Source organism: Streptomyces barringtoniae, from assembly GCF_020819595.1.
GTDB classification, from domain to species: domain Bacteria; phylum Actinomycetota; class Actinomycetes; order Streptomycetales; family Streptomycetaceae; genus Streptomyces; species Streptomyces barringtoniae.
This window is the reverse complement of sequence record NZ_JAJHNP010000004.1, coordinates 96,368-122,868: the sequence shown is the minus strand read 5'-3', so window position 1 is coordinate 122,868 and position 26,501 is coordinate 96,368. Positions and strand designations below refer to the sequence as shown.

The window sequence follows — 26,501 nt, the reverse complement described above, 5'->3', positions numbered from 1 at the left end:
CCCGCATCACGCCGACCGGTTCACCGGTGCGACGTGTACTCCACGACCTGCTGGAACGTCGGCCGGTTCTGCCAGCTGATCTTGCCGTGCTTGATGCCGCCCAGGGTGCGCTGGACGATCGAGTCGGCGCACCACTGGTCGCCGGCCGAGCACTGGTCGTCGCCCGGATAGACCTGGGCGGCGGTCATTCCGGCCGCCTGGTCGAGGGTGCTGATCAGCGCGTCCCGGCAGGCACTGAGGCTGCCGCCGCCGCAGTACTTCTCGGCGAGCCCGCCCTGCACGTTCTCCCCGAGCACCGCCCGGATGTCCTTGTCGACATAGCTCCACCAGCCGTACTGGAAGGAGCTTCCGGCGTGCGAGCCGGTCGGACCGTGACCGGCCGAGGGGGCCTCGTCGACCGACAGGTTGTTGGTGAGGGCCGTGTACAGGTCGCTGCCGAGGCCCGGTTCGAACTCCGCCTTGACCAGCAGCGGCCACCAGGCGTCCAGGATGCGGATCGCGTCGCTGTCGGCGTAGGCCTTCGAACCGGCGGCGGTCTCCGTGCGCCTGGCGCCCGCGTCCACCCAGGCCTGCAGCTTGCCCACCGCCGCGGCGGCCGTGGAGTCGGTCACCGCCGAGGAGTTGATCACCTTGAGCAGCTTCGGCAGCACGTCCTCGGCGCGCAGATCGGCGAGGGCCGCGTCCGCCATGGCCTGCACCAGCTTGGTGCGGGTCACCCCGCCGGCCGCGACCAGCTTCTTCACCCGGTCGTCGAGCAGGTTGCCGCGGTGCACGGAACCGTCGCCCCAGCCCGCTGCCGAGTAGTCCTTGGCCTGCTTGTTGTTCCAGGAGACGTAGTAGTCCTGGTCGATGGAGTTGGGGTGGGCGGAGGCCGGGGTGTAGTCGGCGGTGTTGGTGGCCGGGTCCCAGTTCTGCCACTCGTACGCCGGCTGCGCCCAGACCGGGAACTCGGCGTCGACGCCGGCCGCGCGGACCGGGTTGTCACCGCTGTTGTAGTACGCGGTGTGCTGGGCGTCGGCGTAGAACCAGTTGAAGGTGTAGTTGATGTGCTGGGCCGCGCTCTGGAAGTCCTTCGGGCCCTTGACGAAGTCCGGGTCGTTCAGCATCTGGAAGCCGATGATCGAGTCGGCCTCGTGCAGATACGAGGAGCGCAGGGTGGTGTAGGCGACCTTCTTGCCGCCGACGGTCGCCCGGTACTCCACCGGTCCGTACTTCGTCCGCCACGCCCGCATGGTGTACGACCCCGCCGGCGTGCTGTCGGCCGTGGTCGGCGACCAGGAGTTCTTCTGCTCGACCTTGTCCATCGCCGTACAGGTGCCGTGGTACAGGTAGTGGTAGTCGTCCTGGCAGAGCTCGACGGCGTAGCTGTCGATGATGTCCTGGCCGGAGGTGGTCGCGCTCCAGGAGTAGTCCTGGCCGCGGCCGAGTTCGACGTACATGCTCAGACCCGCGAAGGAGGCGCCGCGCGCGCTGATGCCCGGGCCCTGGATCTCCTGGAGCATGAGCAGCTGCGGGGCGAAGTAGCCGGTCTGTGGTCCGAAGACGGCGATCGGGTGGCCGCTCGCGGTGTACTTGCCGCTCACGACGAGGGCGTTGGACATCCCGCGTCTGGCCGAGCCGAGGGTGGCCTTGGCGGCGGTGGCGGACGTGCTCCTGGCGGCGGCCGTGGCCGCGCTGCCCGTACGGTCGTAGACCAGCGGTTCCTGGGTGACCGAGCCGGCGTCGGGCAGCGCCTCGCCCTTGGCGTCGGCGGGCCTGCCGCCGTAGGGGAAGCTCTCGCCGCCGTGGACGGTGAGGACGGCCTCGGGGTCGTTGCGTTCGCGGAAGGACTCCCAGACCTTGGTGCCCTCCTCGACGCCGTACTTGGACTGGGCGGCCATCAGGGACAGGGCGTTGTTGACCTCGCCGCCTCCGCCGGCGCCGAACAGCGAGCCGATCACGGAGGCTAGCGCCACGAGGTCGGTGACCTTGAAGTGATCGATGGTGCCGGCGTTGGTGATCGGGTCCTTGTGGCCGGTCAGGTCGTACTCGCCGGGGAAGTAGCGGCCGCTGTCCGAGGCGTCGATGTAGGCGTTGACGCCGTCGAGATAGGCCTTGACGTCGGCGAGGGCCTGCTGGCCGCGGGCCCCGTTCTTGGCGACGGCGTTGTCGATCTGCGCCTGCAGGTCGGCCTCGGTGTAGGGCGCGTTGCGGTAGAACTGCTGCTCCAGGCCCTGGTTGGCGGCCGCGCCGCCGGCGAATGATGTCAGCCGGCCGCGGCCGACGTGCCGGAAGACGTCCATCAGCCACAGCCGGTCCTCGGCCGCCGCGTACCCGGCGCCGTACTCGGTGCCGTAGCGGGTGGTGCCGGTGATGTGCGGCACACCGGACTTCTTGTCCCGGACGATCTTCACGTCACCGCGTCCGCCCGGTTGCTCGGTGGAGGCGACCTGGTCGGACGGGACGCCGAAGGAGGCGTCGTTGAAGAAGTTGTTGATCGTGGCGTCCGTGAGGCCCTTGTAGCCGCCGGCCAGGTTGGCGTACGGGCCGAGCTGGTCCTCGGCGTGCGAGGGCTGGGTGCCGAAGGCCTGGTTGAGCAGGATCTGGGCGAGTGTGGCGTTGCCGTTCTCGCCCGGCGGCAGGATGTCCGAGCACTGGCCGCCGCAGTAGTCGTTCGAGGCCGTGGCCTCGGCGGCGGACGCGGTCTGGGTGAGTGGGGAGAGAAGTCCGGCGACGAGAACGCATATCGACGCCGTCTTCAGGAACCCGTTGAAGCGGCGGGACGTTCTCAGTCTGTCAAGGGTGATACGTGGGGTTCGCCGTGGCATGGCAGCTCCTAGCGACAGAGGTGGCCGAACGTTACCGCCGGTATCCCCAGCTTTAAAGGTGAACATGCGTCACTTTCCGGAGTCCGCAAGCAGAAAGCAGAAGACAGCACGCGAAGAGATGGAGCCGAATCGCCTGTCGATACGTCTATTCGGCGACGTCCGTGCGACGACGCCGAAGTGACCGAAGTACAGGTGCAGGTGTGACGGAGGTGCAGGGCGATGGCCGGTTTCCGGAGTCTGGCGAGACAGGTACGCGATCCGGGCTGCGATCTGGCACTGCGGCGCTACTCACTGCGCAAGTGCCTTGAGAAGTTCGCCCCTTACGGGCATCGGGCGACCTGGGACCATCTGTGCTCCCGGGCGGGCTTCGGCCCCGAGGACCGCTCCCCCGACCCGGCGCGGCTCGTGGCCGCACTGGAGGAGCTGGAGGAGGCCCGGTCCGTCTGGCTCGCCTATGAGACCGACTTCACCGAGCGGCGCAGGAAGGAGAAGCACGACGGGCTGCGCAGGCCGGGCAGCGTGGACGACTGGCACCGGCTGACCTGGGGAGGCTTCGGGGTCGCCTGGTGCGACGACCCGCGGGTCCATCCGGGGGCGCCGCTGGCCGAGGTGCTGCGCCGGCTGATCGCCGCCCTGGAGCGGGAACCGGGCTCGGGCTGCCCGGTGTGCGGCGGAGACCGTCTGGTCTGGCGGTACGGCCTGGACCACGAACCGTCGTCCGGCCCGGTCTGCACGGACTGCGGCATCCTCGTGCCGCGTCCGGTACTGACGCCGCAGGCACTGGAGTTCGCGAGGCGGGGGCGGCTGCTGATGTCGGCCTGAGCAGTGCTGTACCAACGGGGGGCATGTCCGGGGGGTGCGTTGGGGGATGCCGCGCCCCCTGCGGTGCGGTGACGGGGGGCCGTTGTCAGTGGTGGCCGGCACCATCAACAGCATGATGCAGGTGTGTCTCAACGGAAGCCGCACGGCCGCCGAGAGTGCGGGGCTGCCGACTTCCCCCGAGGAGATGGCCCGTTCCGCGGCCCAGGCCGTGGCGGCCGGGGCCACCTCGGTGCACGTCCACCCGAAGACGCCGTGCGGACACGACAGCCTCTCCCCGCGCGTCCTCGCTCCGGCCCTGGAGGCGATACGGGCGCAGGTGCCGGTGCCGGTCGGTGTGACGACCGGCGCCTGGGCGGAGCCCGATCCCGAAGCCCGGCTCGCCCGGGTGCGCGGCTGGTCCGTGCTGCCCGACTTCGCCTCGGTCAACTGGCATGAGCCGGGCGCCGAAGCGGTCGCCGACCAGCTCGTCGCCATGGGTGTGGGCGTCGAGGCGGGCATCTGGTCCGGCACCGACGGCGCGGCCCGGTTCGCGGCCTCGCCGCTCGGGCCGAGGGTGCTGCGCGTGCTGGCGGAGGTGACCGACCCGGACCCGGCGACCGCCGAGGCCTCGGCGCGGACCCTGCTCACCGAGCTGGGCACGGCCCACGGCCGGCCGGTGCTCCTACACGGCGAGGAGGGCGGCACCTGGCCGGTGCTGCGGCTGGCCGGACGGCTGGGCCTGGCCGCCCGCATCGGTCTGGAGGACACCCTGTTCCTGCCGGACGGCCGACGGGCGGCGGGGAATGCTCAGCTGGTCGCGGAGGGGCTGGTCCAGTACGGGTCGTTCCAGCGCTCGTCGTAGGGCAGGCCGACGAGCCGGGCACGGATCGCCAGATCCGGCTCGCCCCGGGCCCGCAGCCGCTCGGGGGCGTGCCGGGCGAGCCAGGACCGCAGTTCGGCGACACCGGCGGCCCGGTCCTCCGGCTCCCACCAGGTGAACGGCCAGTCGTCGTTGACCAGGTCGTACAGCCAGGAGCGGGCGCAGCCGGCGAGGTGGGCGTCGGCGACGGGACCGGCCGGCCACCGGTCGAGCAGCGGGGTCAGGGTGCGCAGGATCGAGGCGCAGGTCTCGAAGACGTGCTCGGCGCTGTACGGCGGCTCGGGCGCCGCGAGCACGTCCTCCCACCAGGCGAGCACGAACGCCTCGACGGCCGAGGCCTGCTCGGCCGGCCACGATCGCCACTCCACCCGGCTCAGCCCGTGCGGTGCCCAGCCGACGTCGTCCAGGGTGCCGTCCGCCATCGCGTGCGCGCACTGGGGCAGCAGGCGCCGCAGCACGGCGGCGTGGTCCTCGAAGTGGTCCGGGACCTTGCGCACGAACCGGCTCAGCAGGGCGGGTGGCAGACGTGTGCAGGGCGTGCGCAGATACGCCGTCTCCTCCGGCGCGAAACAGCGCTCGCAGCCGGTCTCCGTGGGGCTGGAGAAGCCGTTGAAGACGGTGTCGATGTCCGCGAGCGCGGCGGCAAGGGCGGGCGTGGGCAAGGGAGTCGGGCCCCCGTTCGATACTCCGTGCGCGGCGCCGGGCCGGCCGAAGACGCTGACGCTATCAGCCGTAAATCGGCTCGCTCCACCCGATTTCCGTCCGGACAGTGGAGCCGATGAAACCGAACCGATGAACACGGGGAGTCCCATGTCCACCCTGCGGGTCACCGCCGAAGTGCTGACCGTCCACGACCATCCGAACGCCGACGCGCTCGAGCTGGCCCAGGTGGGCCTGTACCGGGCCGTCGTCGCCAAGGGTGCGTACCGCACCGGTGAGGCCGCCGTCTACGTCCCCGAGCAGTCCGTGCTCCCGGCCGGGCTGATCGAGGAGCTGGGTCTGACGGGACGGCTGGCGGGCGGCGAGGCCAACCGGGTCAAGGCGGTGCGGCTGCGCGGCGAGCTGTCGCAGGGCATCGTGTGCCGGCCGAAGGCGCTGGCGGACGTCGACCTGGTGCGGGCGGCGGCCGAGGGGACGGACTTCGCGGAGCGGCTGGGCATCACCAAGTGGGTGCCGCCGATCCCGCCGACCATGAACGGCGAGGTGGAGTCCGCTCCCGACCTGCTGCCGTGGGTGGACATCGAGAACATCCAGCGTTACCCGGACATCTTCACCCCGGGCGAGCCGGTCGTCCTGACGGAGAAGCTCCACGGCTCGGCCTGCCTGCTGACGTATGTCGCCGACGAGGGGCGGGTGTTCGTGTCCTCCAAGGGCTTCGGCGCCAAGTCGCTGGCCCTGAAGGAGGATCCGCGGAACCTGTACTGGCGGGCGATCCGGGGACACGGCGTCGCCGAGGCGGCGGCCCGGCTGGCCGAGCGGCTCGGTGCACGCCGGATCGGCATCTTCGGTGAGGTGTACGGCGCGGGCGTGCAGGACCTGTCGTACGGCGCCGACGGGCGGCGGGACACCCTGGGGTACGCGGCGTTCGACGTCTCGGCGGACGTGGACGGCGCCGTGCGCTGGCTGGACGCGGCGGAGCTGCTGGCGGGGGAGCTGCCGGTGGTGCCTCGGCTGTACGTGGGGCCGTACGACATCGACCGGGTGCTGGAGTGCGCGAGCGGACGGGAGACGGTGTCCGGGCGGGGGCTGCATCTGCGGGAGGGCCTGGTGGTACGGCCCGCCGTGGAGCGGTACAGCGCGGTGACCGGCGGCCGGGCGATCGCGAAGGCGGTGAGCCCGGCGTACCTGACGCGCAAGGGCGGGACCGAGTACGAGTGAGGCGACGGCGCTGCGGTTGCCCGGATCTCAGCGCCCCTCCGCCAACAGCCGCGACCCGGTCAGCCGTTCGCCGAACACGTCGTCCGGGTTGGACAGCACGCAGTTCTCCAGGGACAGGCACCCGCACCCGATGCAGTCGGTGAGGTGGTCGCGCAGCCGGTTCAGCTGCTTGATGCGTTCGTCGAGCTCCGAGCGCCACTTCTCCGACAGCCGCGCCCAGTCCTCCCGCGTCGGCGTGCGTTCCTCGGGAAGCTCGGCGAGGGCGTCCCGGATCGTGGCCAGCGGAATGCCGACCCGCTGCGCGGCCCGTACGAAGGCGACCCGGCGCAGGGTGTCACGGCTGTAGCGGCGCTGGTTGCCGGGCGTGCGGCGACTGGTGATCAGGCCCTTGGACTCGTAGAAGTGCAGGGCGGACACCGCGGCGCCGCTGCGCGCGGCCAACTGGCCGACGGTCAGCTCGTGGATCTTCTCGGGAATCTGGGGCACTCCTCAGAGCCTAGTCGTCCCGGTGCCCGTCCCGATCGTTGACAGGCGCCCCACACCCGACCATGCTAAGCAGTTGCTTAGAGACGTGGGCGACATGCGAGCGAGAGGCCGGGCACATGGCACAACCGAGGACCTTCACCTCCCCCGACGAGCTGAAGTCGGCCGTCGGCGAGCAGCTGGGGTACACCGACTGGCTGGAGGTCGACCAGAAGCGCATCGACCTGTTCGCCGAGGCCACGGGCGACCACCAGTGGATCCACGTGGACCCCGAGAAGGCCGCGACGGGCCCCTTCGGGACCACCATCGCCCACGGCTATCTCACGCTCTCGCTGCTCCCGCTGTTCGGCCCGCAGCTGATCCGGGTCGAGGGCGCGACGATGGGCGTGAACTACGGCACCAACAAGGTCCGCTTCCCCTCCCCCGTCCCCGTCGGCTCCCGGCTGCGCGCCACCGGGAGGATCACCGGCGTCGAGGACGTCACCGGCGGCGTCCAGGTGGCCGTCGCCTTCACCGTGGAGCGCGAGGGCGGCGACAAGCCGGTGTGCGTCGCGGAGTCGGTGTCCCGGTACTACGTCTGAGCCCAGGGCCCTACTGGGCCCCGACCATCCGGAGCACGAGGTCGGCGTAGAGCGCGCCGACCTCCTCGGGGGTGCGCGGGCCGTTCACGGTGAACCAGCGGGCCACGTCGATGCACAGCGACAGCACGGCGAGCGTGGTGCCGTGCACGTCCAGCACGTCGAACTCGCCCGAGGCCACGCCGTCCTCGATGATCCCGCGCACCTCGGCGTCGACCTGGCGGCGCAGCGCGACGATCTCGGCGCGGGCCTCGGGGCCGAGGGCGTCGAGTTCGTACTGCACGACCCGGGCGGTGGTGCGCCGCCCGGCGTGCCAGCGGACGAAGGAGCTGACGGCGTCGGCCAGCCGCTCGGTCGCGGTGCCCTCCCGCCGCGCGGCCGTGCGCAGGATGTCGAGGGCCTTGTCGTGCCCGATCCGGCTGATCCGGTGGAGCAGCTCTTCCTTGGTCTTGTAGTGGATGTAGAGCGCGGCCGGGCTCATGCCGGCCCGGCCCGCGATGTCGCGGGTGGTCGTCGCGTGGTAGCCGCGCTCGGCGAAGGCCTCCACGGCGGCGACGAGCAGCCGTCGGGCCGCGTCCGGGGTGACCTCTTCCCACGGCTCCACTTCGCCGCCGGTCGTCTCCTCCGCCGTACTCATCGCTCGCTCGCCCCTCTCGATGGCAGGAGCACCACCATACCGTCGACGGTGAGCGAGCGCTTAGTGCAGCCGGTCAGAGCTTTTCGAAGGGATCGTGTTCGGCCAGCAGCTTCTCCAGCCGCGCCTGGTCGACGCGGCTGACGATCTGGCCGGCCTCCTGGCGGTCCCGGATCACCTTGGCGAGGGTGAAGGCGGAGGTGACGAGGTAGAGGACGGCGATGGCGAGGAAGGCCCGGACCCAGGCGCTGGTGTCCAGCTGGTAGATGCCGACGGCCGTGGCCGCCATGGCGATGGAGAAGGACGCGACGGCCTGCCCGTAGAACGCGGCCGTGCTCTGCTGCTTGACCGGTGTGTCACTCATGGCAGAAGCATCGGCGGACGTGTCCCGCGCCACATCCGCCGAAGTACTCAGACACGTACTCAGGGACGACGTGTGTCCGGGAAGTGCTCAGAACGCCGAAACCCCGGTCAGGGCACGCCCGATGAGCAGCTTCTGGATCTGACTGGTGCCCTCGTAGAGGGTCATCACGCGGGCGTCGCGCAGGAGTTTGCCGGCCGGGTACTCGTCGATGTAGCCGTAACCGCCGAAGACCTGCAGGGCGTTGTTGGCGGCGCGGACGGCGGCCTCGGAGGCGAACAGCTTGGCCTTGGAGGACTCGACGGCGAACGGCTGCCCGCGGTCGATCAGATCGGCGACGCGCCAGGTGAGCAGCCTCGCGGCGTCCACGTCGACGGCGATGTCGCTGATCAGCTCCTGCACCAGCTGGTGGCGGGCGATCGGTTTGCCGAACTGCTCGCGCTCGCCGGCGTACCGCACGGCGGCGTCCAGCGCCGCCTGGGCTATCCCGACACAGCCCGCGGCGACCGACATCCGCCCCTTGGCGAGCGCGGACATGGCGACGGAGAAGCCCTTGCCCTCCTGTCCCAGCATCGCCGACGCGGGCACCCGCACGTCCTGCAGGACGAGTTCGGCGGTGGCCTGGCCGCGCAGGCCGAGCTTGCCGTGGATGGCGCGGCGGGTCAGGCCGGGGGTGTCGGTGGGCACGAGGAAGGCGGAGACGCCCTTGTGGCCGGGGTCGCCGGTGGAACGGGCGAAGAGCAGGACCACATCGGCCCAGGTGCCGTTGGTGATGAACATCTTCGTGCCGTTGATGACGTAGTCGTCGCCGTCGCGTACGGCGCGGGTGGTGAGGTTGCCCGCGTCGGAGCCGGTGCCGGGCTCGGTGAGGCCGAAGCAGCCCACGTACTCGCCCGCGGTCAGCCCCGGCAGCCAGCGCCGTTTCTGCTCCTCGTCGCCCCAGGCGGCGACCGTCTTGGCGACGAGCCCGAGGGAGACCGAGACGATCCCGCGGACCGAGGAGTCCCCTCGGCCCAGTTCCTCGGTGACCAGGCAGTAGGCGAGGTGGTCACCGCCGGCGCCGCCGTACTCCTCGTCGATGGTCAGCCCCAGGAAGCCGACCTCGCCGAGCTTCTTCACGATGCCCCGGTCGACCTCCTCGGCCCGGTCCCAGGCGACGACGTGCGGGGCGATCTCGCGCTCCACGAAGTCCCGGGCGAGCTGCCGTACGGCGGCCTGCTCCTCGCTCAGCTCCAGGTTCACCACGCGATCACCCCACACAGAAAGAATCCAGCGACGGATCTTGAAAGCCGTACATTTAAATTAGCACTGCTAGTTTCCGCACGCAGCCCTACTATGTGCGCCATGGCCCGACCGCGCAAGCCCCTCCTCAGCACCGACCGGATCGTCGAGACGGCCCGGGAACTCGTGGACCGGGAGGGCCTGGCGGCCGTCTCCACCCGCCGGCTCGCCGCCGAATTGGGGGTGAGCGGACCCTCGCTCTACAACCACTTCCGCACCAAGGACGAGATCCTGGAGGCGGTCGCCGACTCGGTGAGCGGTCTGGTGGACCTGTCGATGTTCGAGGACGGCCGGGACTGGCGCACCGCGCTGCACGACTGGGCCGTCTCCTACCGGGCCGCCCTGCGCGACCACCCCAACATCGTCCCGGTACTGGCCCGGGGCCCGGGCCGCCGCCCGGCCGCCCTGCGGCTCGCGGACGCGGTGTACGGCGCGATGGTCGACGCCGGCTGGCCGCCGGCCCAGGCGACTTCCATCGGCGCGCTGATGCGGTACTTCATCATGGGCTCGGCGCTCGGTTCGTTCGCCGGGGGCTTCGTGGACGACGCGAGCGCGTACGACCCGGCCGACTATCCCCACCTCGGCCAGGCTCATCTGCTCGCCGAGCAGCAGGAGAAGATCGACGAGCGGGCCTTCGAGACCGGCCTGACGGCGCTGCTGGACGGGCTGGCACAGCAGTACGAGCAGGTACGGCAGCAGGTACAGCAGAGCGTGCAGCGATAATTCGGTGGGGCCGAAGTGTCCGTGTCGCATGCTGGGCGGTATGACCGCCAAGGATCCGCAGGCCGCCGCCCTGGCCGCGCTCGCCGCCCTGATCGCCGACGAGACCCGGGCCGCCTGTCTGCTGGCCCTGCTCGACGGGCGGGCCTGGACGGCCGGTGAGCTGGCCCGGCACGCGGGGGTCGCCGCATCGACGCTCAGCGAGCACCTGGACAAGCTGGTGGCCGGGGGCCTGCTCGCGGAGGAACGGCAGGGGCGGCACCGGTATGTGCGGCTCGCCGACGCCCGCGCGGCGGAGCTCGTCGAGGACCTCGCCGCGCGGTTGCCTCCGGCGGCTGTACGGCACTCTCCGCGGACGCTGCGGGAATCGAGTGCAGGGTCCGCGATGGCTCGGGGGCGTACCTGTTACGACCATCTCGCCGGGCGGCTCGGGATCGCCGTCACGGACGCGCTGACCCTGCGGGGGTTGCTGCGGCAGGACACCGGGTTCGCGCTCACGGACACGGGCGTGGACTGGTTCCGTGCGGCGGGGATCGCTCTTGAGGTGTCGGGCCGGCGTCCGCTGGCCCGTGCATGCCTGGACTGGACCGAGCGGCGGCCCCATCTCGCGGGGGTGGCGGGGGCCGCGTTGTGCCGGCATGCGCTGGATGCCGGGTGGTGCGTGCGGATCGGGTCGCAGCGGGCGGTGAAGGTGACTCCGTCGGGGGAGCGGGAGTTGGCGTCCTTGCTGGGTATCTCGCGGGAGGAGCTGTGCTGAGTGCGGCTACCGGGGTGGGACGTGCCCTGGTCCGCCGAGTGCGGTCCGTGGTGGGCTGCTCGCGCGGTTCCCCGCGCCCCTCACGGGGCGCTGCAGGCGCCCTGTCCGATATCCGCCAGCCCGCAAGAAGACCGGTATCTAACCTCGGGAGCATGATGAACGCCGACCCACGTCAACGTCTTCTCCCCGCCGGCGCCGCCTGCGTGACCGTCGTGCTCTGGGCGTCGGCCTTCGTGGCGATCCGGAGTGCGGGGCAGGAGTACTCCCCCGGTGCGCTGGCCCTCGGGCGGCTGGCGTCGGGGGCCCTCGCGCTGGGGGTCATATGGGCCGTACGCCGCGAGGGGCTGCCGCCCAGGGCCGCCTGGCGCGGCATCCTGCTCTCCGGGCTGCTGTGGTTCGGCTTCTACATGGCCGTCCTGAACTGGGGCGAGCAGCGGGTGGACGCCGGTACCGCCGCTCTCGTCGTGAACGTCGGCCCGCTGCTGATCGCCCTGCTCGGCGCCCGGCTGCTCGGTGATCCGATGCCGCCGCGGCTGCTGGCCGGGATGGCCGTGTCGTTCGCGGGCGCGGTGACCGTGGGACTGTCGATGTCGGGCGGCGGCGGCAACTCGGTGCTCGGCGTGGTGCTGTGCCTGCTCGCCGCCGTGGCGTACGCCTCCGGCGTCGTCGCGCAGAAGCCGGCCCTGGGGCACGCCAGTGCCCTGCAGGTGACGACGTTCGGGTGTCTGGTCGGGGCCGTGGCGTGTCTGCCGTTCGCCGGGCAGCTGGCGCACGAGGTGGCCCACGCGCCCGCGTCGGCGACCCTGAACATGGTCTACCTGGGTGTCTTCCCGACCGCCCTCGCCTTCACGACCTGGGCCTACGCCCTGGCCCGTACGACCGCCAGCCGGATGGGCGTGACGACGTACGCGGTGCCCGCGCTGGTGGTGCTGATGTCGTGGCTGACGCTCGGCGAGGTGCCGGGCGCGCTCACGCTGGGCGGCGGTGTGCTGTGTCTCGCGGGCGTGGCGGTGTCGCGGTCCCGGGCCCGTGGCGGCCGGACGGTCCGGGTCGCGGCCGGCGAGGAGCCGCGACCCGAGAAGGTCACCTGACCCTCAGAACACCACCAGCGCCCGGCCGCCCTTGCCCGCAAGCATGTTCTCGAAGGCGGCCGGGATGCCCTCCAGGGCGATCCGCTCCGTCACCAGCGCGGAGAGGTCCAGGCGGCCCTCCCGCACGTGGCCGGCGAGCACCGGGATGTCGCGGGCGGGGTCGGTGTTGCCGTAGACACAGCCCGACAGGGTGCGGCCCCAGTGAAAGATCTCCAGCGCGTTGAAGGTGACCTCCTGGTCCTTGCCGCCGATGCCGACGACCGTCGTACGCCCGCCCCGGCGGGTGGAGTCCCAGGCGGCGCGGATCGACACCGCGCGGCCCACGCACTCGACCGAGACGTCGACGCCCTGCTTGCCGGTGAGGGCGCGGATCTCACGGGGGGTGTTCCCGGAGGCGAGGACGAAGTCGGTGGCGCCGGCCGCGCGGGCCAGCTCCTCCTTCGCCGGGGAGACGTCGACCGCGATGATCCTGGACGCGCCCGCGATGCGGGCCGACTGGAGGGTGGCGAGGCCGACTCCGCCCGCGCCGAAGACGGCCACCGTCTCGCCCGGGCGGACCTTCGCCGAGTGGTGGACGGCGCCGTAGCCGGTGAGGACGGCGCAGCCGAGGAGGGCGGCGTCCACCAGCGGCACGCCCTCCGGCAGGGGCAGCACACAGGACGCGGCGACGACCGTCTCCTCGGCGAACGCGGCCACGTTCAGGCCGGGGTGCAGGTCGGTGCCGTCGGTGGTGCGGGCGTGGACGTCGGCGGCGCCGTTCAGGGCGTTGGCGCACAGCCAGACCTCGCCGAGCGTGCAGGCGTGGCAACTCCCGCAGGACGGGGCCCAGTTGAGGACGACGGCGTCACCCGCGGCGACATGGGTGACGCCCTCGCCCACGGCCACCACCGTGCCGGCGCCCTCGTGGCCGAGGACGGCCGGGACCGGGACGCGCATGGTGCCGTTGGACAGGGACAGGTCGGAGTGGCAGACGCCGGCGGCGGCGAGGCGGACCCGGACCTGTCCGGGGCCCGGGTCGGGCAGCTCGATGCCGGTGATCTCCAGGGGTGCGCCGATGGCGGGCAGGACGGCGGCTCGTACGGCCATGTCTCGGGTACTTCCTTAGAACTGGAGGGACTTGGTCTGGAGGTACTCGGTGAGTCCGTGCGCGCCGAGTTCCCGGCCGACCCCGGACTGCTTGTAGCCGCCGAAGGGGGCGAGGGGGTTGAACCGGCCGCCGTTGATGTCCACCTGGCCGGTGTCCATGCGCCGGGCGAAGGCCACCGCCTCGGCCTCGTCGCCCGCCCAGACGGCGCCGGCGAGGCCGTAGACCGTGCCGTTGGCGATGCGCAGGGCGTCCTCCTCGTCGTCGTACCTCAGAATCGACAGGACCGGGCCGAAGATCTCCTCCTGGGCGACCGTCATCTCCGGGGTCACGTCCGCGAAGACCGTGGGGCTGACGAAGTAGCCCTTCTCCTGAGGGGATTCGGGGCCGCCGGCGACCAGGCGGGCGCCCTCGGCGATGCCCTTCTCGATGTAACCGCGCACCCGTGCCTGCTGCTTGGCGTTGACGACCGGGCCGATGCGCTCGCCGTACCTGGCGGCGGCCGCGGCGGCCAGCTCGACCGCCTCGTCGTACTGGTCGCGGTGGACCAGCATGCGGGTCCAGGCGCTGCAGGTCTGGCCGGAGTTGGACATCACGTTCGCCACACCGACGTTCACCGCCTTGGTGAGGTCGGCGCTCGGCAGGATGACGTTGGCGGACTTGCCGCCGAGTTCGAGGGCCACCCTCTTGACGGCCGCGCCCGCCACCGCGCCGATCTGCCTGCCGACCGCGGTGGAGCCGGTGAAGGAGACCAGGTCCACGCCCGGGTGCTCGGCGAGCGCCTGACCGGCGACCGGGCCGAGGCCGGTGACCAGGTTGAACACACCGGCCGGCACGCCGGCCTCGTGGACGGCCTCGGCGAACAGCTGGGCGGTGAGCGGGGTGTCCTCGGCAGGTTTGAGGACGATCGTGCAGCCCGCGGCGAGCGCCGGGCCGACCTTGGCGACGATCTGGTGCAGGGGGTAGTTCCAGGGGGTGATCGCACCGACCACCCCGACGGGCTCGTGCAGCACGGTGGAGTTGCCGACCTTCTCCTCGAAGGAGTGGGTCGCGGCCAGCCCGGCGTAGGAGCCGGCGACGGCGATCGGCACGGCCGCGTGCACGGCCTGCGAGAACTGCAGCGGGGCACCCAGTTCGGCGGTGACCGTCTCGGCGATCTCGTCCTTGCGGGCCACGAGGACGTCACGGAGGGCGGTGAGGCGGGCGGCGCGCTCGGCCGGCGGCGTTGCGGCCCAGGCGGGCAGGGCGGCGCGGGCCGCGCGCACGGCGGTGTCGACGTCGAGGGCGCCACCCGCCGGGACCCTGGCGATGACCTGCTCGTCGACCGGGTTCACGACCTCGATGACATCCGTGTTCTCGGCGGGGCGCCAGGCGCCGTCGATGTACAGGCCGTCGTGTGCCTTCATGCTGCTTCCTCCCGGCGGGTCTGCGTCGTCCGGCACACAAACTAGCGATGTTAGTTTTTTGGCGCCAGACGTACCAGGACATCATCGCCGGGGCGGGCGGTACTCACTCGTGCGGGTGGTCCAGCTCACTCGTCCAGGTCGGGCAGCCGGTCGGGGGACGGGCAGATGCGGTCGCCCTGCTGGTCGAAGACGAAGAGATGGGCGAGGTCGACGAGGAGCGGGACCTGCATGCCGTGCTGCAGCCGGAGGTCCGGGGTGGTGCGCACCACCAGGTCGCCGGGGAGCCGGCCCTCCGGCGGCGCGGGCTCGGGCCCGGTGTCCCCGGGGTGTTCGAGCACCACCACCGGCCCGGCGCGCCGCGACCCCGCCCGTTCCCGCAGCCGGTCCAGCACGGTCGCACCTTCCCTGCGCCGCCGTCGCGCCGGCCGGGCGGCGGGGCGCGGGGCCTCCAGTTCGGGTACGACGGCGGGGCGGGAGCCGGTGTTGAAGTGGACGAGGATCTCGTGCCCCTGGAACTCCACATGCTCCACCAGTCCGGTGATCGCCACCTCCCCCGGCCGGGCGGAGCTGTGCCTGGCGATGCGCACCGCCTCCGAGCGCAGTCCCACGATGACCTCGCGGCCCTGCTGCACGCGCAGCAACTGGTGGTCCAGGGACAGCGGTTCGGGCAGCCGGAGGGCCTGCTTGCCCAGGCTGATCGTCATGGCGCCGTCCAGCGGGGCGCGCACCAGGCCGCGCAGCAGGTTGATGCGCGGGGTGCCGATGAAGGCTGCGGTGAAGACGTTGCGGGGCAGTGCGTAGACCTGGCGCGGGGTGCCGACCTGCTGGAGCACTCCCCCGCGCAGCACGGCGACCCGGTCGCCGAGGGACATCGCCTCGGCCTGGTCGTGGGTGACGTACACCGTGGTCACCCCCAACTCGCGGGTGAGCTGGGATATTTCGGCGCGCAGGTGGTTGCGGAGCTTGGCGTCGAGGTTGGACAGCGGCTCGTCCATCAGGAAGGCGGAGGGGTGGCGGGCGATGGCCCGGCCCATGGCGACGCGCTGCCGCTCGCCGCCGGAGAGCTGGCTGGGGAAGCGGTCGAGCAGGTCCTCGATGCCCAGCATGCGGGCGGTGGCAAAGACGCGGGGGGCGGGGTCGGCGCCGGGGTCCTCGATGCGCAGCGGGAAGCCGATGTTGTCGCGTCCGGTCATGTTCGGATAGAGGGCGAAGTTCTGGAAGACCATGGCCATGCCCCGCTCGGAGGGCTGCCAGTGGTTGGCGAACTCCCCGTCGAGCAGCAGCTCGCCCGCGTCGATGTCCTCCAGGCCGGCGATCATCCGCAGCACGGTGGACTTGCCGCAGCCGGACGGGCCGAGCAGGACCAGGAACTCGCCGGGCGCGATGTCCAGCGAGAGGCCGTCGACCACGCGCTGGCCGCGTGCGTAGGACTTGCTCACGTCGTGCAGTGCGATGGCGCGTGTCATGCGTGCCGCCCTCGGGGGCTGTCCGGAGCGCCGCTGCTCCGTGGTCCGAAGACCCCGCGGGTCGAACGGGGCCTGTGAGTCACGGAAGTTAACGGAATGTGGCGGGCCGGGGGAAGACATCGCGCGGCCCGTCCCGTCACTTGGTCGCGATCAGGTGTGCGAAGACCACCGCGTTGCTCGTGTAGCCCGAGCGCCGGGTGTAGAAGCCGCCGCAGGTCAGCACGCGGAGCTCCGGTCGGCCGGTCTGGGCGTAGACCTCCTTGTCCGGGAAGCCGGCCTTGTCGTAGACCTTCATCCTGTCGACGGCGTAGACGGCGGTACGGCCGTCGGCGCGCCGCACCTCGATGAGCCTGCAGGGCTTGACCTGGGCGAGCGCGGCGAAGACGGCGGGGCCGGTCCTGGTGTCCCGGTGGCCGACGGCGATCGCGGTGCCGGACTCGCCCGGCGTGGGGCCGCCCTCGTACCAGCCGACCAGCTTGGGCTCGTCCACGGGCGGAGCCTCCAGCTGTCGTTCCCTGTCGAGCCCGATGGCCGTGATCGGTGCGTCGATGCCCAGGGAGGGGACGCGGAAGGACGTCGGCCGGGACCGGGGCAGCGGGCCGGGCGGGGGTCCGGCGGGGGGCTCGCAGGATCGCTCCCCGCTGCCGCCCGGTCCGCCGGCGGCCGCCACCGCGTCCGGGTCGCCCGGCCGGCCGGTCCCGGCGTGGCCGCCCCCGCACCTGCTGCCGACCGTCACCAGGACGGTCACCAGCAGGGCCGTCCTGGTGAGGCGGTAGGCGCGGGTCCGGTACCAGGGCCTCCTCTTGCGTCTACGCGGCGCCATGAGGCCGGCGGCGGTTCCGGCGGACGTACACGCCACCGCCGACCGCGATCAGGCCCACGGCACCCGCGGCGGCAACGGGCGAGTACGCGGCGGCCGTGTCGATGAGTCCACCACCGCCCGCGTGCACACCGCCCCTCGGCGGATCGTTGTCGTCCCTCCTGCCCCAGCCCGGGCCGTCCTGGTCCCTGTGGTCGTGGTCGCGGTGGTCCTCGATCTGACCGTTCGGACCGTGCCCCTCGTCGTGCCCCTCGTCGTGCCGTTCATGGCAGTTGACGCGGAAGAGCTTCTCCTTGACGGCACCCGCGGCGACCCAGGTGAGCTTGTACTGGCCGTCGGTCAGGCCGATCGCGTCGGTGTGTCCGGCGCCGCCGGCGAGCTGGATGACACCGGTGACGGTGGCGGCGCTGGGCAGTGGGGGCTGCGCCTGGATGATGTAGGGGATGTTGGGCAGGATGTCGAAGTTGACGGCATCGAGGTAGAACCTGCAGACGGTCGGCTCGTCCCTCGACACACCGTAGGGAACGCCCACGCTGTGCACCCTGATGTCGCCGTTTTCCCCTTGGGCCGCAGCGGTCGGCGCCACCACCCACGACGCACCCGCCGCGGCGAGGGCGGTGAGGACGACAGTGGCGCCCGCACGGGAGCGGAAGGCACGTGGTGAGGTTGTGGTGGGCATGCACATTCCTCCGAGTCAGACGATTTTCATACAAATCGTTCTTTCGACTGGACTGTGCTTGATGTCCACCTCTACTGACGAACCGACACCCGGTGCGCCGTCAGAGTTCGCTCGTGTGGCGCAGTCCGGAGCCCGCCCGCCCCTGCCGCGGGGTGTCCGCCCGCCCCTCGGGCCGCTCCGGCGACCGCCGCGCCACCGCCGACGACAGCAGCAGCAACGCCCCCAGCATCACGAACGGCGCCGCCACCCCGGCCAGGCCCGCGACCAGGCCGGCGGCGGCCGGGGCCACGACCTGGCCCAGCCGGTTGCCGGTCAGCCGCAGCGCGAGCGCCGTGGAGCGGGCCGCCTCGGGCGCCGCCTGCACCACCGTCGTCATCGACAGCGGCTGGCCGACTCCCAGGCAGAAGCCCAGGAGCGTGAGCATCACGGCCAGTGCCCACACCGGCACCGGCAGGGCGACTCCCGCGCACAGGAGCGCCGCCAGGAGGCAGGTCAGGGTCAGCAGTGCGGGGCGGCCGAGCAGCCGGAGCAGCGGGGTCAGGACCAGGCGGCAGGCGATGGTGGCACCGGCGCGGAGGCTGAGCAGGACGCCTACCGCCGAGGGGGCGATGCCCCGGTGCTCGCCGACCACCGGCAGGTAGGCGGTGAGGATGTCGGTCGCGGACAGGACGGACAGGCTGACGAGCATGCCCGCCGGCACGCCACGGGCGCGCAGGATACGGCCGACCGGCACCCGCTCCCCTTGCGCCGGACGGGAGTTGACGGCCGTACGGTCCTCGATGCGCCACAGCGAGGTGCAGGCGACCGCCGCGCCGGCGCCCGCCACCACGAGCGCGAGCGCGCTGCTGCGGGCCATGTCGGGGCCGCCGATCAGGGCGCCGGCGGCGAGCGGGCCGATGAGCTGGCCGAGGGAGGCGCCGATGGTGAAGTGCCCGAAGTTGCGGTCCTGTTCGTGCGGCGCGGACTGGCGGGCGACCAGCGACTGGGCGCCGATGACGAAGCAGAGGTGGCCGAGGCCCATCACCCCGCTCCACAGGGCCATCGTCCACAGGGACCCGGACAGTCCGCTCAGCGCGCAGCCGCCGGTGATCAGGACCACGCCCGCCGGGAGCAGCGGTGCGCAGCGGCCGTGGTCGGTGCGCCGGCCGAGCGGTACGGCGGCGAAGAGCGGGAGCAGGGCGTAGACGCCGGCGATGACGCCGACCGCCCGCTCGTCGGCGCCGAGCGCCAGGGCCCGGTAGGAGACGGCGGGCCGGGCCATCGACACCGCCCCCTGCGCGAAGCCGAAGGCGAGGACGAGGCGGAACAGCCAGCCGCGGTTCCCACCGGGCGCCATGATGACGACCTCCGTCGATCGAGTCGATGGATCAGATGATGCCGAAGAGGATTCCTGCCCCGAGCACCACCAGGGATGTCAGGGCGGCCCACTTGACCACGAACCGGGTGTGGTCGCCGAACTCGACCTTGGCCGTGCCGACCAGGACGTAGACGGCGGGGACGAGCGGGCTGGACATGTGCAGCGGCTGGCCGATGATCGAGGCGCGGGCTATCTCCAGGGAGGAGACGCCGTGCGCGTGGCCCGCCTCGGCGAGCACCGGAAGGACGCCGAAGTAGAAGCCGTCGTTGGACATGAAGTAGGTGAGCGGGATGCTCAGCACGCCGGTGACCAGGGCCATGTGCGGGCCCATGCCGGCGGGGACGTTGCCGACCAGCCACTTGGCCATGTGGTCGACCATGCCGGTGCCCTGGAGGACGCCGGTGAAGACGGCGGCGGCGAAGACCATGCCGGAGACGTTCAGGACGTTCTCGGCGTGGGCGCCGATCCGGGCCTTCTGGTCGGGCATGTGCGGGAAGTTGACGGTCAGGGCGAGCGCCGCGCCGATGAGGAACAGCACCGGGATCGGCAGCCACTCCATGATCATGGCGGTGAGCAGGGCGACCGTGAGCAGCCCGTTGAACCAGTACAGCCCGGGGCGCAGGGTCTCGCGGTGCGGGTCGAGGCCCTGGAAGCCGTCGTCGCCGTCCGGGCCCTCGGGCAGACCGGGGCCCGAAGTTCCGCTGTTCGCCGGGGACTTTCCGGAGCCGGCGCCCACCAGGACGGTCTCCTTCTCCTCCACCAGCACCGCGTCCAGCGTGAGCACCCCGAGCCGCTTGCGCTCGCGGCGGCCGAGGACGTAGGCGAGGACGAGGACGAACAGCAGGCCCACGGCGAGGGCCGGGATCATCGGCACGAAGATGTCGCTCGCGTCGACCTTCAGCGCGGTGGCGGCCCGGGCGGTCGGGCCGCCCCACGGCAGCGTGTTCATCACTCCGTTGGCCATGGCGGCCACGCCGGTCATCACGACCAGGGACATCTTCAGGCGCTTGTACAGCGGGTACATCGCCGAGACGGTGATCATGAAGGTGGTGGAGCCGTCGCCGTCGAGGGAGACGATCGCGGCGAGCACCGCCGTGCCGACGACGATGCGCAGCGGGTCGGCCTTGCAGAACCTGAGGATGCCTCGCACGATCGGGTCGAAGAGGCCGACGTCGATCATCACACCGAAGTAGACGATCGCGAACATGAGCATCGCCGCGGTGGGGGCGAGGCCGGTGACGCCGTCGATGACGTAGTCGCCGAGCTCGGCGCCCTTGCCCACGAAAACGCAGAACAGCGCGGGTATGAGCACGAGCGCCGCGATCGGCGACATCTTCTTCAACATGATCAGGACCAGGAAGGTCGCGATCATGGCGAAGCCGAGGATGGTCAGCATATGAGTGGATACCTAACGTTCGCCCTTGAACATCCCACCTGGGGGTCGGCGGTGCGATGACGTTAGGTCCCGTCGACTGGCGTTAACAAGATGTTGACGCATGAGCAATAAGCGCGAAAGTCCAGGTCACAGGCTTGCGGCGAGCTGGACGGGGATGCCGTTGAGGACCGCGTTGCCCGAGAGTGGGTCGAGCAGGCTGCCGTCGAGGAGCTGGTTGACGTTGACGCCGGGTGCGGTCGCGGCGTGGCCGAGGCGGGTGCCGGGGCGGTCGTGGCCCCAGCCGTGCGGGAGGCTCACCACCCCGGGCCGTACGGCATCGGTGACCTCGGCCGGCGCCACCACCTCTCCCCCGGCGCCCTTCACCCGTACGTCCGCCCCGTCCCGGACACCGAGCCGGGCCGCGTCCTCGGGGTGGATGTGCAGGGTGCAGCGGTTGGAGCCGCCGGTGAGCGCGGGCACGTTGTGCATCCAGCTGTTGTTGGACCGCAGATGGCGCCGGCCCACGAGGACGAGCCCGGCGGGCCGCTCGCGCAGGGCCTGACGCAGCCGGGGCAGGTCGGCGGCGATCGGCTCGGGCAGCAGCTCCACCTTGCCGCTGCGGGTCTTCAGCGGCTGCGGCAGGCGCGGACGCAGGGGGCCGAGGTCGATGCCGTGCGGGTGGGCGAGCAGCCTGGCCAGGGTCAGCCCGTCGGGTCGTACGCCGAAGCCGTCGCCGTACGGGCCGAGGCGCAGCATCATGTCCAGCCGCCGCTCGGGGCCGCTCTCGCCGGTGAGCTGCCCGGCGAGTTCCTTCGGATCACGGCCGTACACCGGCGAGTGCTTCTCCTGGACGGCCTTGCCCAGGGCCTGGTCGACGACCATGGCGTCCACGGCGGCGGGGTCGGCGCCGTGCATGCCGGTGGCGGCGAGGATCAGCCGGGCGAGGATCTCGCTCTCGGCCATGCGGCCGGGCTCCAGCGGGACCGCGGGACGGGTGTAGCGGACCTGGTTGCGTACGGCGAGGGTGTTGAAGGCGAAGTCGTGGTGCGGGCTCTGCGAGGGCGGGGGCGGGGGCAGGACGACGTCGGCGTGGCGGGAGGTCTCGTTCAGGTACGGGTCGACGCTGACCATGAAGTCGAGGGAGTCCAGGGCCTTGTCGAGGCGGTCGCCGTCGGGTGCGGACAGCACCGGGTTGGCGGCCACGACGATCAGCGCACGGACCGGCTCGCCCTGGTCCGTCACGGTGTCGATCTCCTCGGCGAGCGCGGAGAGCGGCAACTCGCCCTTGGCCTCGGGCAGGTGCCGTACCCGGGAGTGCCAGCGGCCGAGCCCGAAGCCGCGGCCCGGGCCTGCCGGGCGGGGCGTCCTGTCGGTGGCGGCCTGCGGGAAGAGGGCGCCGCCGGGCCGGTCCAGATTGCCGGTGAGGACGTTGAGGACGTCCACCAGCCAGCTGGCCAGGGTGCCGTGCGGGACGGTGCAGCTGCCGATGCGGGCGTAGACGGCGGCGGTGGGGGCGGCGGCGAGTTCACGGGCGAGGCTGCGGATGGTCGGCGCGTCGATGTCACAGGCCCCGGCCACGGCTTCGGGGGTGAAGTCCCGTATGGACTCCCGGAGTTCGTCGAGGCCCTGGACGTGCGGGGCGAGGTGGGCGAGGTCGGCCAGGTCCTCCGCGAAGAGGGTGTGCGCCATCGCGGCGAGCAGCAGGGCGTCGGCGCCGGGGCGGATCGCCAGGTGCCGGTCGGCGAGCCGCGCGGTGCGGGTGCGGCGCGGGTCCACCACGGTCAGCCGGCCGCCGCGGGCCTTGAGCGCCTTGAGCCTGCCCGGGAAGTCGGGGGCGGTGCACAGACTGCCGTTGGACTCCAGCGGGTTGGCGCCGATGAGCAGCAGGTGGTCGGTGTGGTCCAGGTCCGGCACGGGGATGGCGTTCGCGTCGCCGAAGAGCAGCCCGCTGGAGACGTGCTTGGGCATCTGGTCGACCGTGGAGGCGGTGAACAGGCTGCGGGTGCGCAGGCCGGCGAGGAGGACCGGCGGGTAGAGGGCACCGGCCACGGTGTGCACGTTGGGGTTGCCGAGGACCACGCCGACGGAGTCCGCGCCGTGCCCCTCCACCACGGGGCGGAGCCCTGCGGCGACCGCGTCGAAGGCCTCCTCCCAGGTGGCCTCGCGCAGTTCGCCGTCCCGGCGCACGAGCGGGGTGCGCAGCCGGTCGGGGTCGGAGTCGACGGCGCCGAAGGAGGCGCCCTTGGGGCAGATGAAGCCCTTGCTGAAGACGTCCTCGCGGTCACCGCGGGCGCCGGTGACACGGGTGCCCTCGATGGTGAGGGTCAGCCCGCAGGTGGCCTCGCACAGGGGGCAGATTCGCAGGGCGGTGCGGGACACGGGTCCTCCCGGAGGTCGGCGGCGGTACCGGGCGAGCGCGGAGCGGCTCGAGGCGAGCATACCGACCGGTATGCATGGAGGGGAGGTCTCTTCATGTGAACGATGGCCGTCGAAGGTCAGTCCAGGACGCGGGCCAGATACGCCCGCAGCAGCTCCCGGGTCTCGGCGATGATCGCCTCGTCGCCGTCCGGGTCGGTCCGGAAGGCCAGCTGGACGAGGGCGTCCGCGCTCTCCACGGCGACCAGGAAGACCCGGCGCAGGTCGTCGTCGGGGGTGCGGCCGAGGTAGCCGGAGAGCAGGTCGGTGAGGCGGTCGGCGACGCGGGTGTTGGGCTCGGCATGGCGGGCGCCGACCGGTATCTGGTTGCCGAAGTCGACCAGGGCGAAGCCGGGTGCGGTGCGCTTCATGGCCAGGTACTCGTCCAGGACGGCGTCCATCGCGGCCCGCCAGTCCCCCGTGCTCGCCTTCCTCAGCCGCTCGGTGACCCGCTCGGTGTACCGCTCCAGGTTGCGCTGGGCGAGGGCGTCGGCCATCTGCCGCTTGTTGCCGAAGAAGCGGTAGACGGAGCCGATGGGCACACCGGCGCGCAGGGCGACCGCGCGGGTGCTCAGGGCGTCGTAGCCGACCTCGTCGAGGAGTTCGGCGCAGGCGTCGAGGATCCTGGTCAGCCGTTCGGCGCTGCGCCGCTGGACGGGCGCACGGCGGAGCGATGTCGCGTGGGGCACGGACTTCATGATGCCTCTCCGCCGGGACCGGGTGAACCTCGCCCTCCAGTACGGCGAAGAGTGGCCGGTGCACTCATTTCCCGGCGACCGGGGCCGCCGCGCCGGCCGGGGGCCCGCCCGACGCCGTCTCCGGGTCCGACACCGTAATGTCGGCGCTGCTCTGCACCGGCTTGCCGTGCACGGCCCACACGGTGCCGTCGTCGGCGTACAGGCGGGCGGTGACGTGGTGGGTGCCGCGCGGGACGAGAGCGTCGGGCAGGTGGTACCCGCCGGCGCGCAGCCCGGTGATCCGGCGGCTGTCGACGAAGAGGTACACGAGCCCGCGTCCGCTGACCGCCGTGGACCCGCTACCGGGTGCGGAGCAGCGGAAGTGGCGGAAGGTCAGCCGGACGTCCCAGCCCCCGCCGGAGTGCGGGGTCACCTCGACACCGACCTGCGGTGCGTCCCTCTTGTCGACCTCGCGCAGATGCCGGCCGGTCGAGTCGGTGTCGTCCAGGACCTTGCCGACCGGCGAGGGCGGGACCGTGCCGTCGTGGGTGTGCCCGGACGCGCAGGCCGCCGCGCCGAGCGGCAGCAGGACGCACGCCGCGAGCGCGGCGAGCGTCCTGCGGGTCCACGACGTCCTCGGCATGCCCTGGAGAGTAGAACAACCCTCCGCTCACCCGAATCCGTCTGAAGTCTGGTTCCGTCCGCCCCGCGAGGTCCCCCTGGCGGAGTATGCGCGGACCTCTTGCGCCTGCCTCCGCCTATTCCTACGGTGATACATAGGAATCAGGGAGCGCAAGGGAGCGATCATGAGCGGGGACGCGCGGAAGACCGCCGCGGGACTGTCGTATCTGACCGGATTCGGCAACGAACACGCCTCGGAGGCCGTGCCGGGCGCGCTGCCCGAGGGCCGCAACTCACCGCAGCGCGCACCGCTCGGGCTGTACGCGGAGCAGCTGAGCGGTACGGCCTTCACCGAGCCGCGGGCACACAACCGTCGCTCGTGGCTCTACCGCATCCGCCCCTCGGCCGCGCACCCGGCGTTCACCCGCACCGGCAACGGCGCGATCCGCACGGCTCCCTTCACCGAGACCGTCCCCGACCCCAACCGGCTGCGCTGGAACCCGCTGCCGGAGCCGCCGGCCGGCACCGACTTCCTCGCCGGCCTGTGGACGCTCGGCGGCAACGGCGATGCGACGCAGCGCACGGGCATGGCCGTGCACCTGTACCACGCCAACGCCTCCATGGAGCGTGTGTTCAGTGACGCCGACGGGGAGCTGCTCATCGTCCCGGAGCGCGGCGGACTGCTGCTGCACACCGAGTTCGGCCGGCTCGCTGTGGAGCCGGCACATGTGGCGCTGATTCCCCGTGGGGTGCGCTTCCGTGTGGAACTGCTTGACACTGCGTCTGATGGCGGGCAGAGCCCGACGGCCCGGGGCTATGTGTGCGAGAACTACGGCGCGCCCTTCCAGCTGCCCGACCTCGGTCCGATCGGCGCCAACGGCCTCGCCAACGCCCGGGACTTCCGGGCGCCGGTCGCCGCGTACGAGGACGTGGCGGGCCCGGTGGAGGTGGTGAACAAGTTCTGCGGCAACCTCTGGACGGCCACCTACGACCACTCCCCGCTCGATGTGGTCGCCTGGCACGGCAACCATGTGCCCTACGTCTATGACCTGCGCCGTTTCAATGTGATCGGCACCATCTCCTACGACCACCCGGACCCCTCGATCTTCACGGTCCTGACCTCTCCGTCGGACACCCCGGGCCTGGCCGGCGTCGACTTCGTCGTCTTCGCCCCGCGCTGGCTGGTGGGCGAGGACACCTTCCGGCCGCCGTACTTCCACCGGAACGTGATGAGCGAGTACATGGGCCTGGTCGAGGGCGCGTACGACGCCAAGGCGGAGGGTTTCGTGCCGGGCGGCGGCTCGCTGCACAACATGATGTCGGCGCACGGCCCGGACCGGGAGACCTTCGACAGGGCCAGCGCGGCCGAGCTCAGGCCGCAGAAGATCGACGACGGGCTGGCGTTCATGTTCGAGACCCGCTGGCCGGTGACCCTCACCCCGCACGCGGCCGGTGCGGACCACCTCCAGCGGCGCTACGACGACGTGTGGCAGGGGCTCCAGCGCCATTTCCGCGCATGACGCCTCTGTTGCGCCTGACGTTCATCGACAGGTACGGATAGCCGAGTGACCTCCTTCGCCCCGGATTCGATCGTCCTGAACCGCAAGCTGCCGCTGTGGTACCAGGTGTCGCAGTCGCTGCGCGCCTCGATACTCGGCCGCTCCCCCGAGGACCCGCTGCGGCTGCCCACGGAGGAGCAGTTGGCGGAGCACTACGGCGTGAGCGTGCTGACCATGCGGCAGGCACTGAAGGAACTGGAGGACGAGGGGCTGATCAGCCGCCACCGGAGGCGGGGCACGTTCATCGAGCCCGGCGTCCGGCGGGGGGCGCCCGTCCGGCTGCTGGGCTCGGTGGACGCGATCGTGGCCCAGCAGTCCGGGATGACGACGGAGCTGCTGGACCACGGGATGACACCGGTGCCGGCCGGGGCCGCCGAGTACTTCCCGGACCTCGCGGAGGTGATGACGTACCACCGCCTCCGCAGCGACGAGAAGACCGGCGAGCCGACCAACCACGCCGTCAACCACGTCCGCCCCGAACTCGCCGCGCGCATCGACCTGGAGGACCTGGTCCGCTGGCCGATGACGAAGGTACTGCGGGACGTGGTCGGGGCGGACATCAGCCGTATCACGGACACGGTGGAGGCGCGGCTCGCGGACCCGGAGACCGCGCGGCTGCTGCAGGTGCCGCTGCTCAGTCCGATCCTGCACTACACCGGGGTGACCTATGACAGCGGTGGGCGGGTGCTGGATGTGGCGGTGATCCAGTATCGGGGGGACCGGTTCTCGTTCACGGTCACCTTGGATGCGACCTGATACCGGTCGGGCACA

At 71.8% G+C, this 26,501-nt stretch carries 25 protein-coding genes; 9 read left to right on the top strand and 16 right to left on the bottom strand.

The annotated features are described in order from the left end of the window. Positions 1 to 20: 20 nt before the first annotated feature. A complete protein-coding gene (locus LMU33_RS07660; RefSeq protein WP_228618564.1) occupies positions 21 to 2,807 on the bottom strand; it encodes a penicillin acylase family protein in 2,787 nt (928 codons plus the stop codon). A gap of 219 nt (positions 2,808 to 3,026) precedes the next feature. On the opposite strand from LMU33_RS07660, the gene LMU33_RS07655 reads away from it, so the two are divergent. Further along, positions 3,027 to 3,629 carry a hypothetical protein gene (locus tag LMU33_RS07655; RefSeq protein WP_228618563.1) on the top strand — a complete coding sequence of 201 codons (603 nt, stop codon included), beginning with the start codon at positions 3,027 to 3,029 and terminating at the stop codon, positions 3,627 to 3,629. 112 nt (positions 3,630 to 3,741) lie between these two features. Then, positions 3,742 to 4,470 carry a 3-keto-5-aminohexanoate cleavage protein gene (locus LMU33_RS07650; RefSeq protein WP_228618561.1) on the top strand — a complete coding sequence of 243 codons (729 nt, stop codon included), beginning with the start codon at positions 3,742 to 3,744 and terminating at the stop codon, positions 4,468 to 4,470. Here LMU33_RS07650 and LMU33_RS07645 read toward each other — a convergent pair. Next, positions 4,416 to 5,150: a hypothetical protein gene (locus LMU33_RS07645; RefSeq protein ID WP_228618560.1), complete on the bottom strand. Its 735-nt coding sequence runs from the start codon at positions 5,148 to 5,150 to the stop codon at positions 4,416 to 4,418. The two genes, LMU33_RS07650 and LMU33_RS07645, sit on opposite strands and share 55 nt — an antisense overlap. 148 nt (positions 5,151 to 5,298) lie before the next feature. Here LMU33_RS07645 and LMU33_RS07640 point away from each other — a divergent pair, with 148 nt between their 5' ends. Further along, positions 5,299 to 6,366: an RNA ligase (ATP) gene (locus LMU33_RS07640; protein ID WP_228618558.1), complete on the top strand. Its 1,068-nt coding sequence runs from the start codon at positions 5,299 to 5,301 to the stop codon at positions 6,364 to 6,366. 27 nt (positions 6,367 to 6,393) lie between these two features. Here LMU33_RS07640 and soxR read toward each other — a convergent pair whose 3' ends face one another. Beyond that, entirely contained in the window at positions 6,394 to 6,852 is a 459-nt protein-coding gene (soxR, locus tag LMU33_RS07635) for a redox-sensitive transcriptional activator SoxR (RefSeq protein ID WP_228618556.1), read from the bottom strand. A 116-nt stretch (positions 6,853 to 6,968) separates the two neighbouring features. Between soxR and LMU33_RS07630 the strand changes: the two genes are divergently transcribed. Further along, entirely contained in the window at positions 6,969 to 7,430 is a 462-nt protein-coding gene (locus LMU33_RS07630; protein WP_228618555.1) for a MaoC family dehydratase, read from the top strand. Between the two features lie 10 nt (positions 7,431 to 7,440). Here the strand turns inward: LMU33_RS07630 and LMU33_RS07625 are convergent, their stop codons facing one another. From LMU33_RS07625 to LMU33_RS07615, 3 genes are all read right to left on the bottom strand, one after another. Further along, entirely contained in the window at positions 7,441 to 8,064 is a 624-nt protein-coding gene (locus LMU33_RS07625; RefSeq protein WP_228618553.1) for a TetR/AcrR family transcriptional regulator, read from the bottom strand. 73 nt (positions 8,065 to 8,137) lie between these two features. Beyond that, positions 8,138 to 8,425 (bottom strand): YiaA/YiaB family inner membrane protein, encoded by a 288-nt coding sequence (locus LMU33_RS07620; RefSeq protein WP_228618551.1) that lies wholly within the window; start codon positions 8,423 to 8,425, stop codon positions 8,138 to 8,140. Positions 8,426 to 8,512: 87 nt separating this feature from the next. Beyond that, on the bottom strand, positions 8,513 to 9,664 hold the full coding sequence (locus tag LMU33_RS07615; protein WP_228619069.1) for an acyl-CoA dehydrogenase family protein: 1,152 nt from the start codon (positions 9,662 to 9,664) through the stop codon (positions 8,513 to 8,515). 102 nt (positions 9,665 to 9,766) lie between these two features. Here LMU33_RS07615 and LMU33_RS07610 point away from each other — a divergent pair, with 102 nt between their 5' ends. The 3 genes from LMU33_RS07610 to LMU33_RS07600 all read left to right on the top strand — a co-directional run bounded on the left by LMU33_RS07610 (position 9,767) and on the right by LMU33_RS07600 (position 12,271). Next, positions 9,767 to 10,426, top strand: a complete 660-nt coding sequence (locus LMU33_RS07610; protein WP_228618549.1) for a TetR/AcrR family transcriptional regulator — start codon at positions 9,767 to 9,769, stop codon at positions 10,424 to 10,426. Between the two features lie 40 nt (positions 10,427 to 10,466). Beyond that, a complete protein-coding gene (locus tag LMU33_RS07605) occupies positions 10,467 to 11,180 on the top strand; it encodes an ArsR/SmtB family transcription factor (RefSeq protein WP_228618548.1) in 714 nt (237 codons plus the stop codon). Positions 11,181 to 11,332: 152 nt separating this feature from the next. After that, positions 11,333 to 12,271, top strand: coding sequence for a DMT family transporter (locus LMU33_RS07600; RefSeq protein WP_228618546.1), 939 nt, complete (start codon positions 11,333 to 11,335; stop codon positions 12,269 to 12,271). A 3-nt stretch (positions 12,272 to 12,274) separates the two neighbouring features. Here LMU33_RS07600 and LMU33_RS07595 read toward each other — a convergent pair whose 3' ends face one another. The 10 genes from LMU33_RS07595 to LMU33_RS07550 form a co-directional block, all read right to left on the bottom strand. After that, positions 12,275 to 13,357: a Zn-dependent alcohol dehydrogenase gene (locus LMU33_RS07595; protein WP_228618545.1), complete on the bottom strand. Its 1,083-nt coding sequence runs from the start codon at positions 13,355 to 13,357 to the stop codon at positions 12,275 to 12,277. A 15-nt stretch (positions 13,358 to 13,372) separates the two neighbouring features. Further along, entirely contained in the window at positions 13,373 to 14,761 is a 1,389-nt protein-coding gene (locus tag LMU33_RS07590; protein ID WP_228618544.1) for an aldehyde dehydrogenase family protein, read from the bottom strand. 125 nt (positions 14,762 to 14,886) lie between these two features. Continuing rightward, positions 14,887 to 16,227, bottom strand: a complete 1,341-nt coding sequence (locus tag LMU33_RS07585; protein WP_228618542.1) for an ABC transporter ATP-binding protein — start codon at positions 16,225 to 16,227, stop codon at positions 14,887 to 14,889. 136 nt (positions 16,228 to 16,363) lie between these two features. Next, complete coding sequence (locus LMU33_RS07580; RefSeq protein WP_228618541.1) at positions 16,364 to 17,050, bottom strand: class F sortase; 687 nt, start codon at positions 17,048 to 17,050, stop codon at positions 16,364 to 16,366. Beyond that, complete coding sequence (locus LMU33_RS07575) at positions 17,037 to 17,726, bottom strand: hypothetical protein (protein WP_228618539.1); 690 nt, start codon at positions 17,724 to 17,726, stop codon at positions 17,037 to 17,039. Before LMU33_RS07575 ends, LMU33_RS07580 begins: the two co-directional genes overlap by 14 nt. 100 nt (positions 17,727 to 17,826) lie before the next feature. Beyond that, positions 17,827 to 19,062: an MFS transporter gene (locus LMU33_RS07570; RefSeq protein WP_228618537.1), complete on the bottom strand. Its 1,236-nt coding sequence runs from the start codon at positions 19,060 to 19,062 to the stop codon at positions 17,827 to 17,829. 31 nt (positions 19,063 to 19,093) lie between these two features. Next, entirely contained in the window at positions 19,094 to 20,479 is a 1,386-nt protein-coding gene (locus LMU33_RS07565) for a CitMHS family transporter (protein WP_228618536.1), read from the bottom strand. A 126-nt stretch (positions 20,480 to 20,605) separates the two neighbouring features. Further along, positions 20,606 to 22,837: a molybdopterin oxidoreductase family protein gene (locus LMU33_RS07560; RefSeq protein WP_228618534.1), complete on the bottom strand. Its 2,232-nt coding sequence runs from the start codon at positions 22,835 to 22,837 to the stop codon at positions 20,606 to 20,608. A 116-nt stretch (positions 22,838 to 22,953) separates the two neighbouring features. After that, on the bottom strand, positions 22,954 to 23,571 hold the full coding sequence (locus LMU33_RS07555; protein WP_228618533.1) for a TetR/AcrR family transcriptional regulator: 618 nt from the start codon (positions 23,569 to 23,571) through the stop codon (positions 22,954 to 22,956). 64 nt (positions 23,572 to 23,635) lie between these two features. Then, entirely contained in the window at positions 23,636 to 24,193 is a 558-nt protein-coding gene (locus LMU33_RS07550; protein WP_228618531.1) for a hypothetical protein, read from the bottom strand. A 163-nt stretch (positions 24,194 to 24,356) separates the two neighbouring features. Between LMU33_RS07550 and hmgA the strand changes: the two genes are divergently transcribed. Together hmgA and LMU33_RS07540 are read left to right on the top strand one after the other, a co-directional pair. Continuing rightward, positions 24,357 to 25,691, top strand: a complete 1,335-nt coding sequence (gene hmgA, locus LMU33_RS07545; RefSeq protein ID WP_228618529.1) for a homogentisate 1,2-dioxygenase — start codon at positions 24,357 to 24,359, stop codon at positions 25,689 to 25,691. Positions 25,692 to 25,736: 45 nt separating this feature from the next. Further along, positions 25,737 to 26,486: a GntR family transcriptional regulator gene (locus tag LMU33_RS07540; RefSeq protein WP_228618527.1), complete on the top strand. Its 750-nt coding sequence runs from the start codon at positions 25,737 to 25,739 to the stop codon at positions 26,484 to 26,486. Positions 26,487 to 26,501 lie beyond the last annotated feature (15 nt).

Coding starts and splice junctions, on each gene's coding strand:
- LMU33_RS07600 (WP_228618546.1), top strand. CDS start 11,333: ATGATGAACGCCGACCCACGTCAACGTCTTCTCCCCGCCGGCGCCGCC.
- LMU33_RS07565 (WP_228618536.1), bottom strand. CDS start 20,479: ATGCTGACCATCCTCGGCTTCGCCATGATCGCGACCTTCCTGGTCCTG.
- LMU33_RS07660 (WP_228618564.1), bottom strand. CDS start 2,807: ATGCCACGGCGAACCCCACGTATCACCCTTGACAGACTGAGAACGTCC.
- LMU33_RS07655 (WP_228618563.1), top strand. CDS start 3,027: ATGGCCGGTTTCCGGAGTCTGGCGAGACAGGTACGCGATCCGGGCTGC.
- LMU33_RS07605 (WP_228618548.1), top strand. CDS start 10,467: ATGACCGCCAAGGATCCGCAGGCCGCCGCCCTGGCCGCGCTCGCCGCC.
- hmgA (WP_228618529.1), top strand. CDS start 24,357: ATGAGCGGGGACGCGCGGAAGACCGCCGCGGGACTGTCGTATCTGACC.
- LMU33_RS07575 (WP_228618539.1), bottom strand. CDS start 17,726: ATGCCCACCACAACCTCACCACGTGCCTTCCGCTCCCGTGCGGGCGCC.
- LMU33_RS07610 (WP_228618549.1), top strand. CDS start 9,767: ATGGCCCGACCGCGCAAGCCCCTCCTCAGCACCGACCGGATCGTCGAG.
- LMU33_RS07625 (WP_228618553.1), bottom strand. CDS start 8,064: ATGAGTACGGCGGAGGAGACGACCGGCGGCGAAGTGGAGCCGTGGGAA.
- LMU33_RS07620 (WP_228618551.1), bottom strand. CDS start 8,425: ATGAGTGACACACCGGTCAAGCAGCAGAGCACGGCCGCGTTCTACGGG.
- LMU33_RS07590 (WP_228618544.1), bottom strand. CDS start 14,761: ATGAAGGCACACGACGGCCTGTACATCGACGGCGCCTGGCGCCCCGCC.
- LMU33_RS07555 (WP_228618533.1), bottom strand. CDS start 23,571: ATGAAGTCCGTGCCCCACGCGACATCGCTCCGCCGTGCGCCCGTCCAG.
- LMU33_RS07630 (WP_228618555.1), top strand. CDS start 6,969: ATGGCACAACCGAGGACCTTCACCTCCCCCGACGAGCTGAAGTCGGCC.
- LMU33_RS07550 (WP_228618531.1), bottom strand. CDS start 24,193: ATGCCGAGGACGTCGTGGACCCGCAGGACGCTCGCCGCGCTCGCGGCG.
- LMU33_RS07640 (WP_228618558.1), top strand. CDS start 5,299: ATGTCCACCCTGCGGGTCACCGCCGAAGTGCTGACCGTCCACGACCAT.
- LMU33_RS07580 (WP_228618541.1), bottom strand. CDS start 17,050: ATGGCGCCGCGTAGACGCAAGAGGAGGCCCTGGTACCGGACCCGCGCC.
- LMU33_RS07595 (WP_228618545.1), bottom strand. CDS start 13,357: ATGGCCGTACGAGCCGCCGTCCTGCCCGCCATCGGCGCACCCCTGGAG.
- LMU33_RS07650 (WP_228618561.1), top strand. CDS start 3,742: ATGATGCAGGTGTGTCTCAACGGAAGCCGCACGGCCGCCGAGAGTGCG.
- LMU33_RS07585 (WP_228618542.1), bottom strand. CDS start 16,227: ATGACACGCGCCATCGCACTGCACGACGTGAGCAAGTCCTACGCACGC.
- LMU33_RS07570 (WP_228618537.1), bottom strand. CDS start 19,062: ATGGCGCCCGGTGGGAACCGCGGCTGGCTGTTCCGCCTCGTCCTCGCC.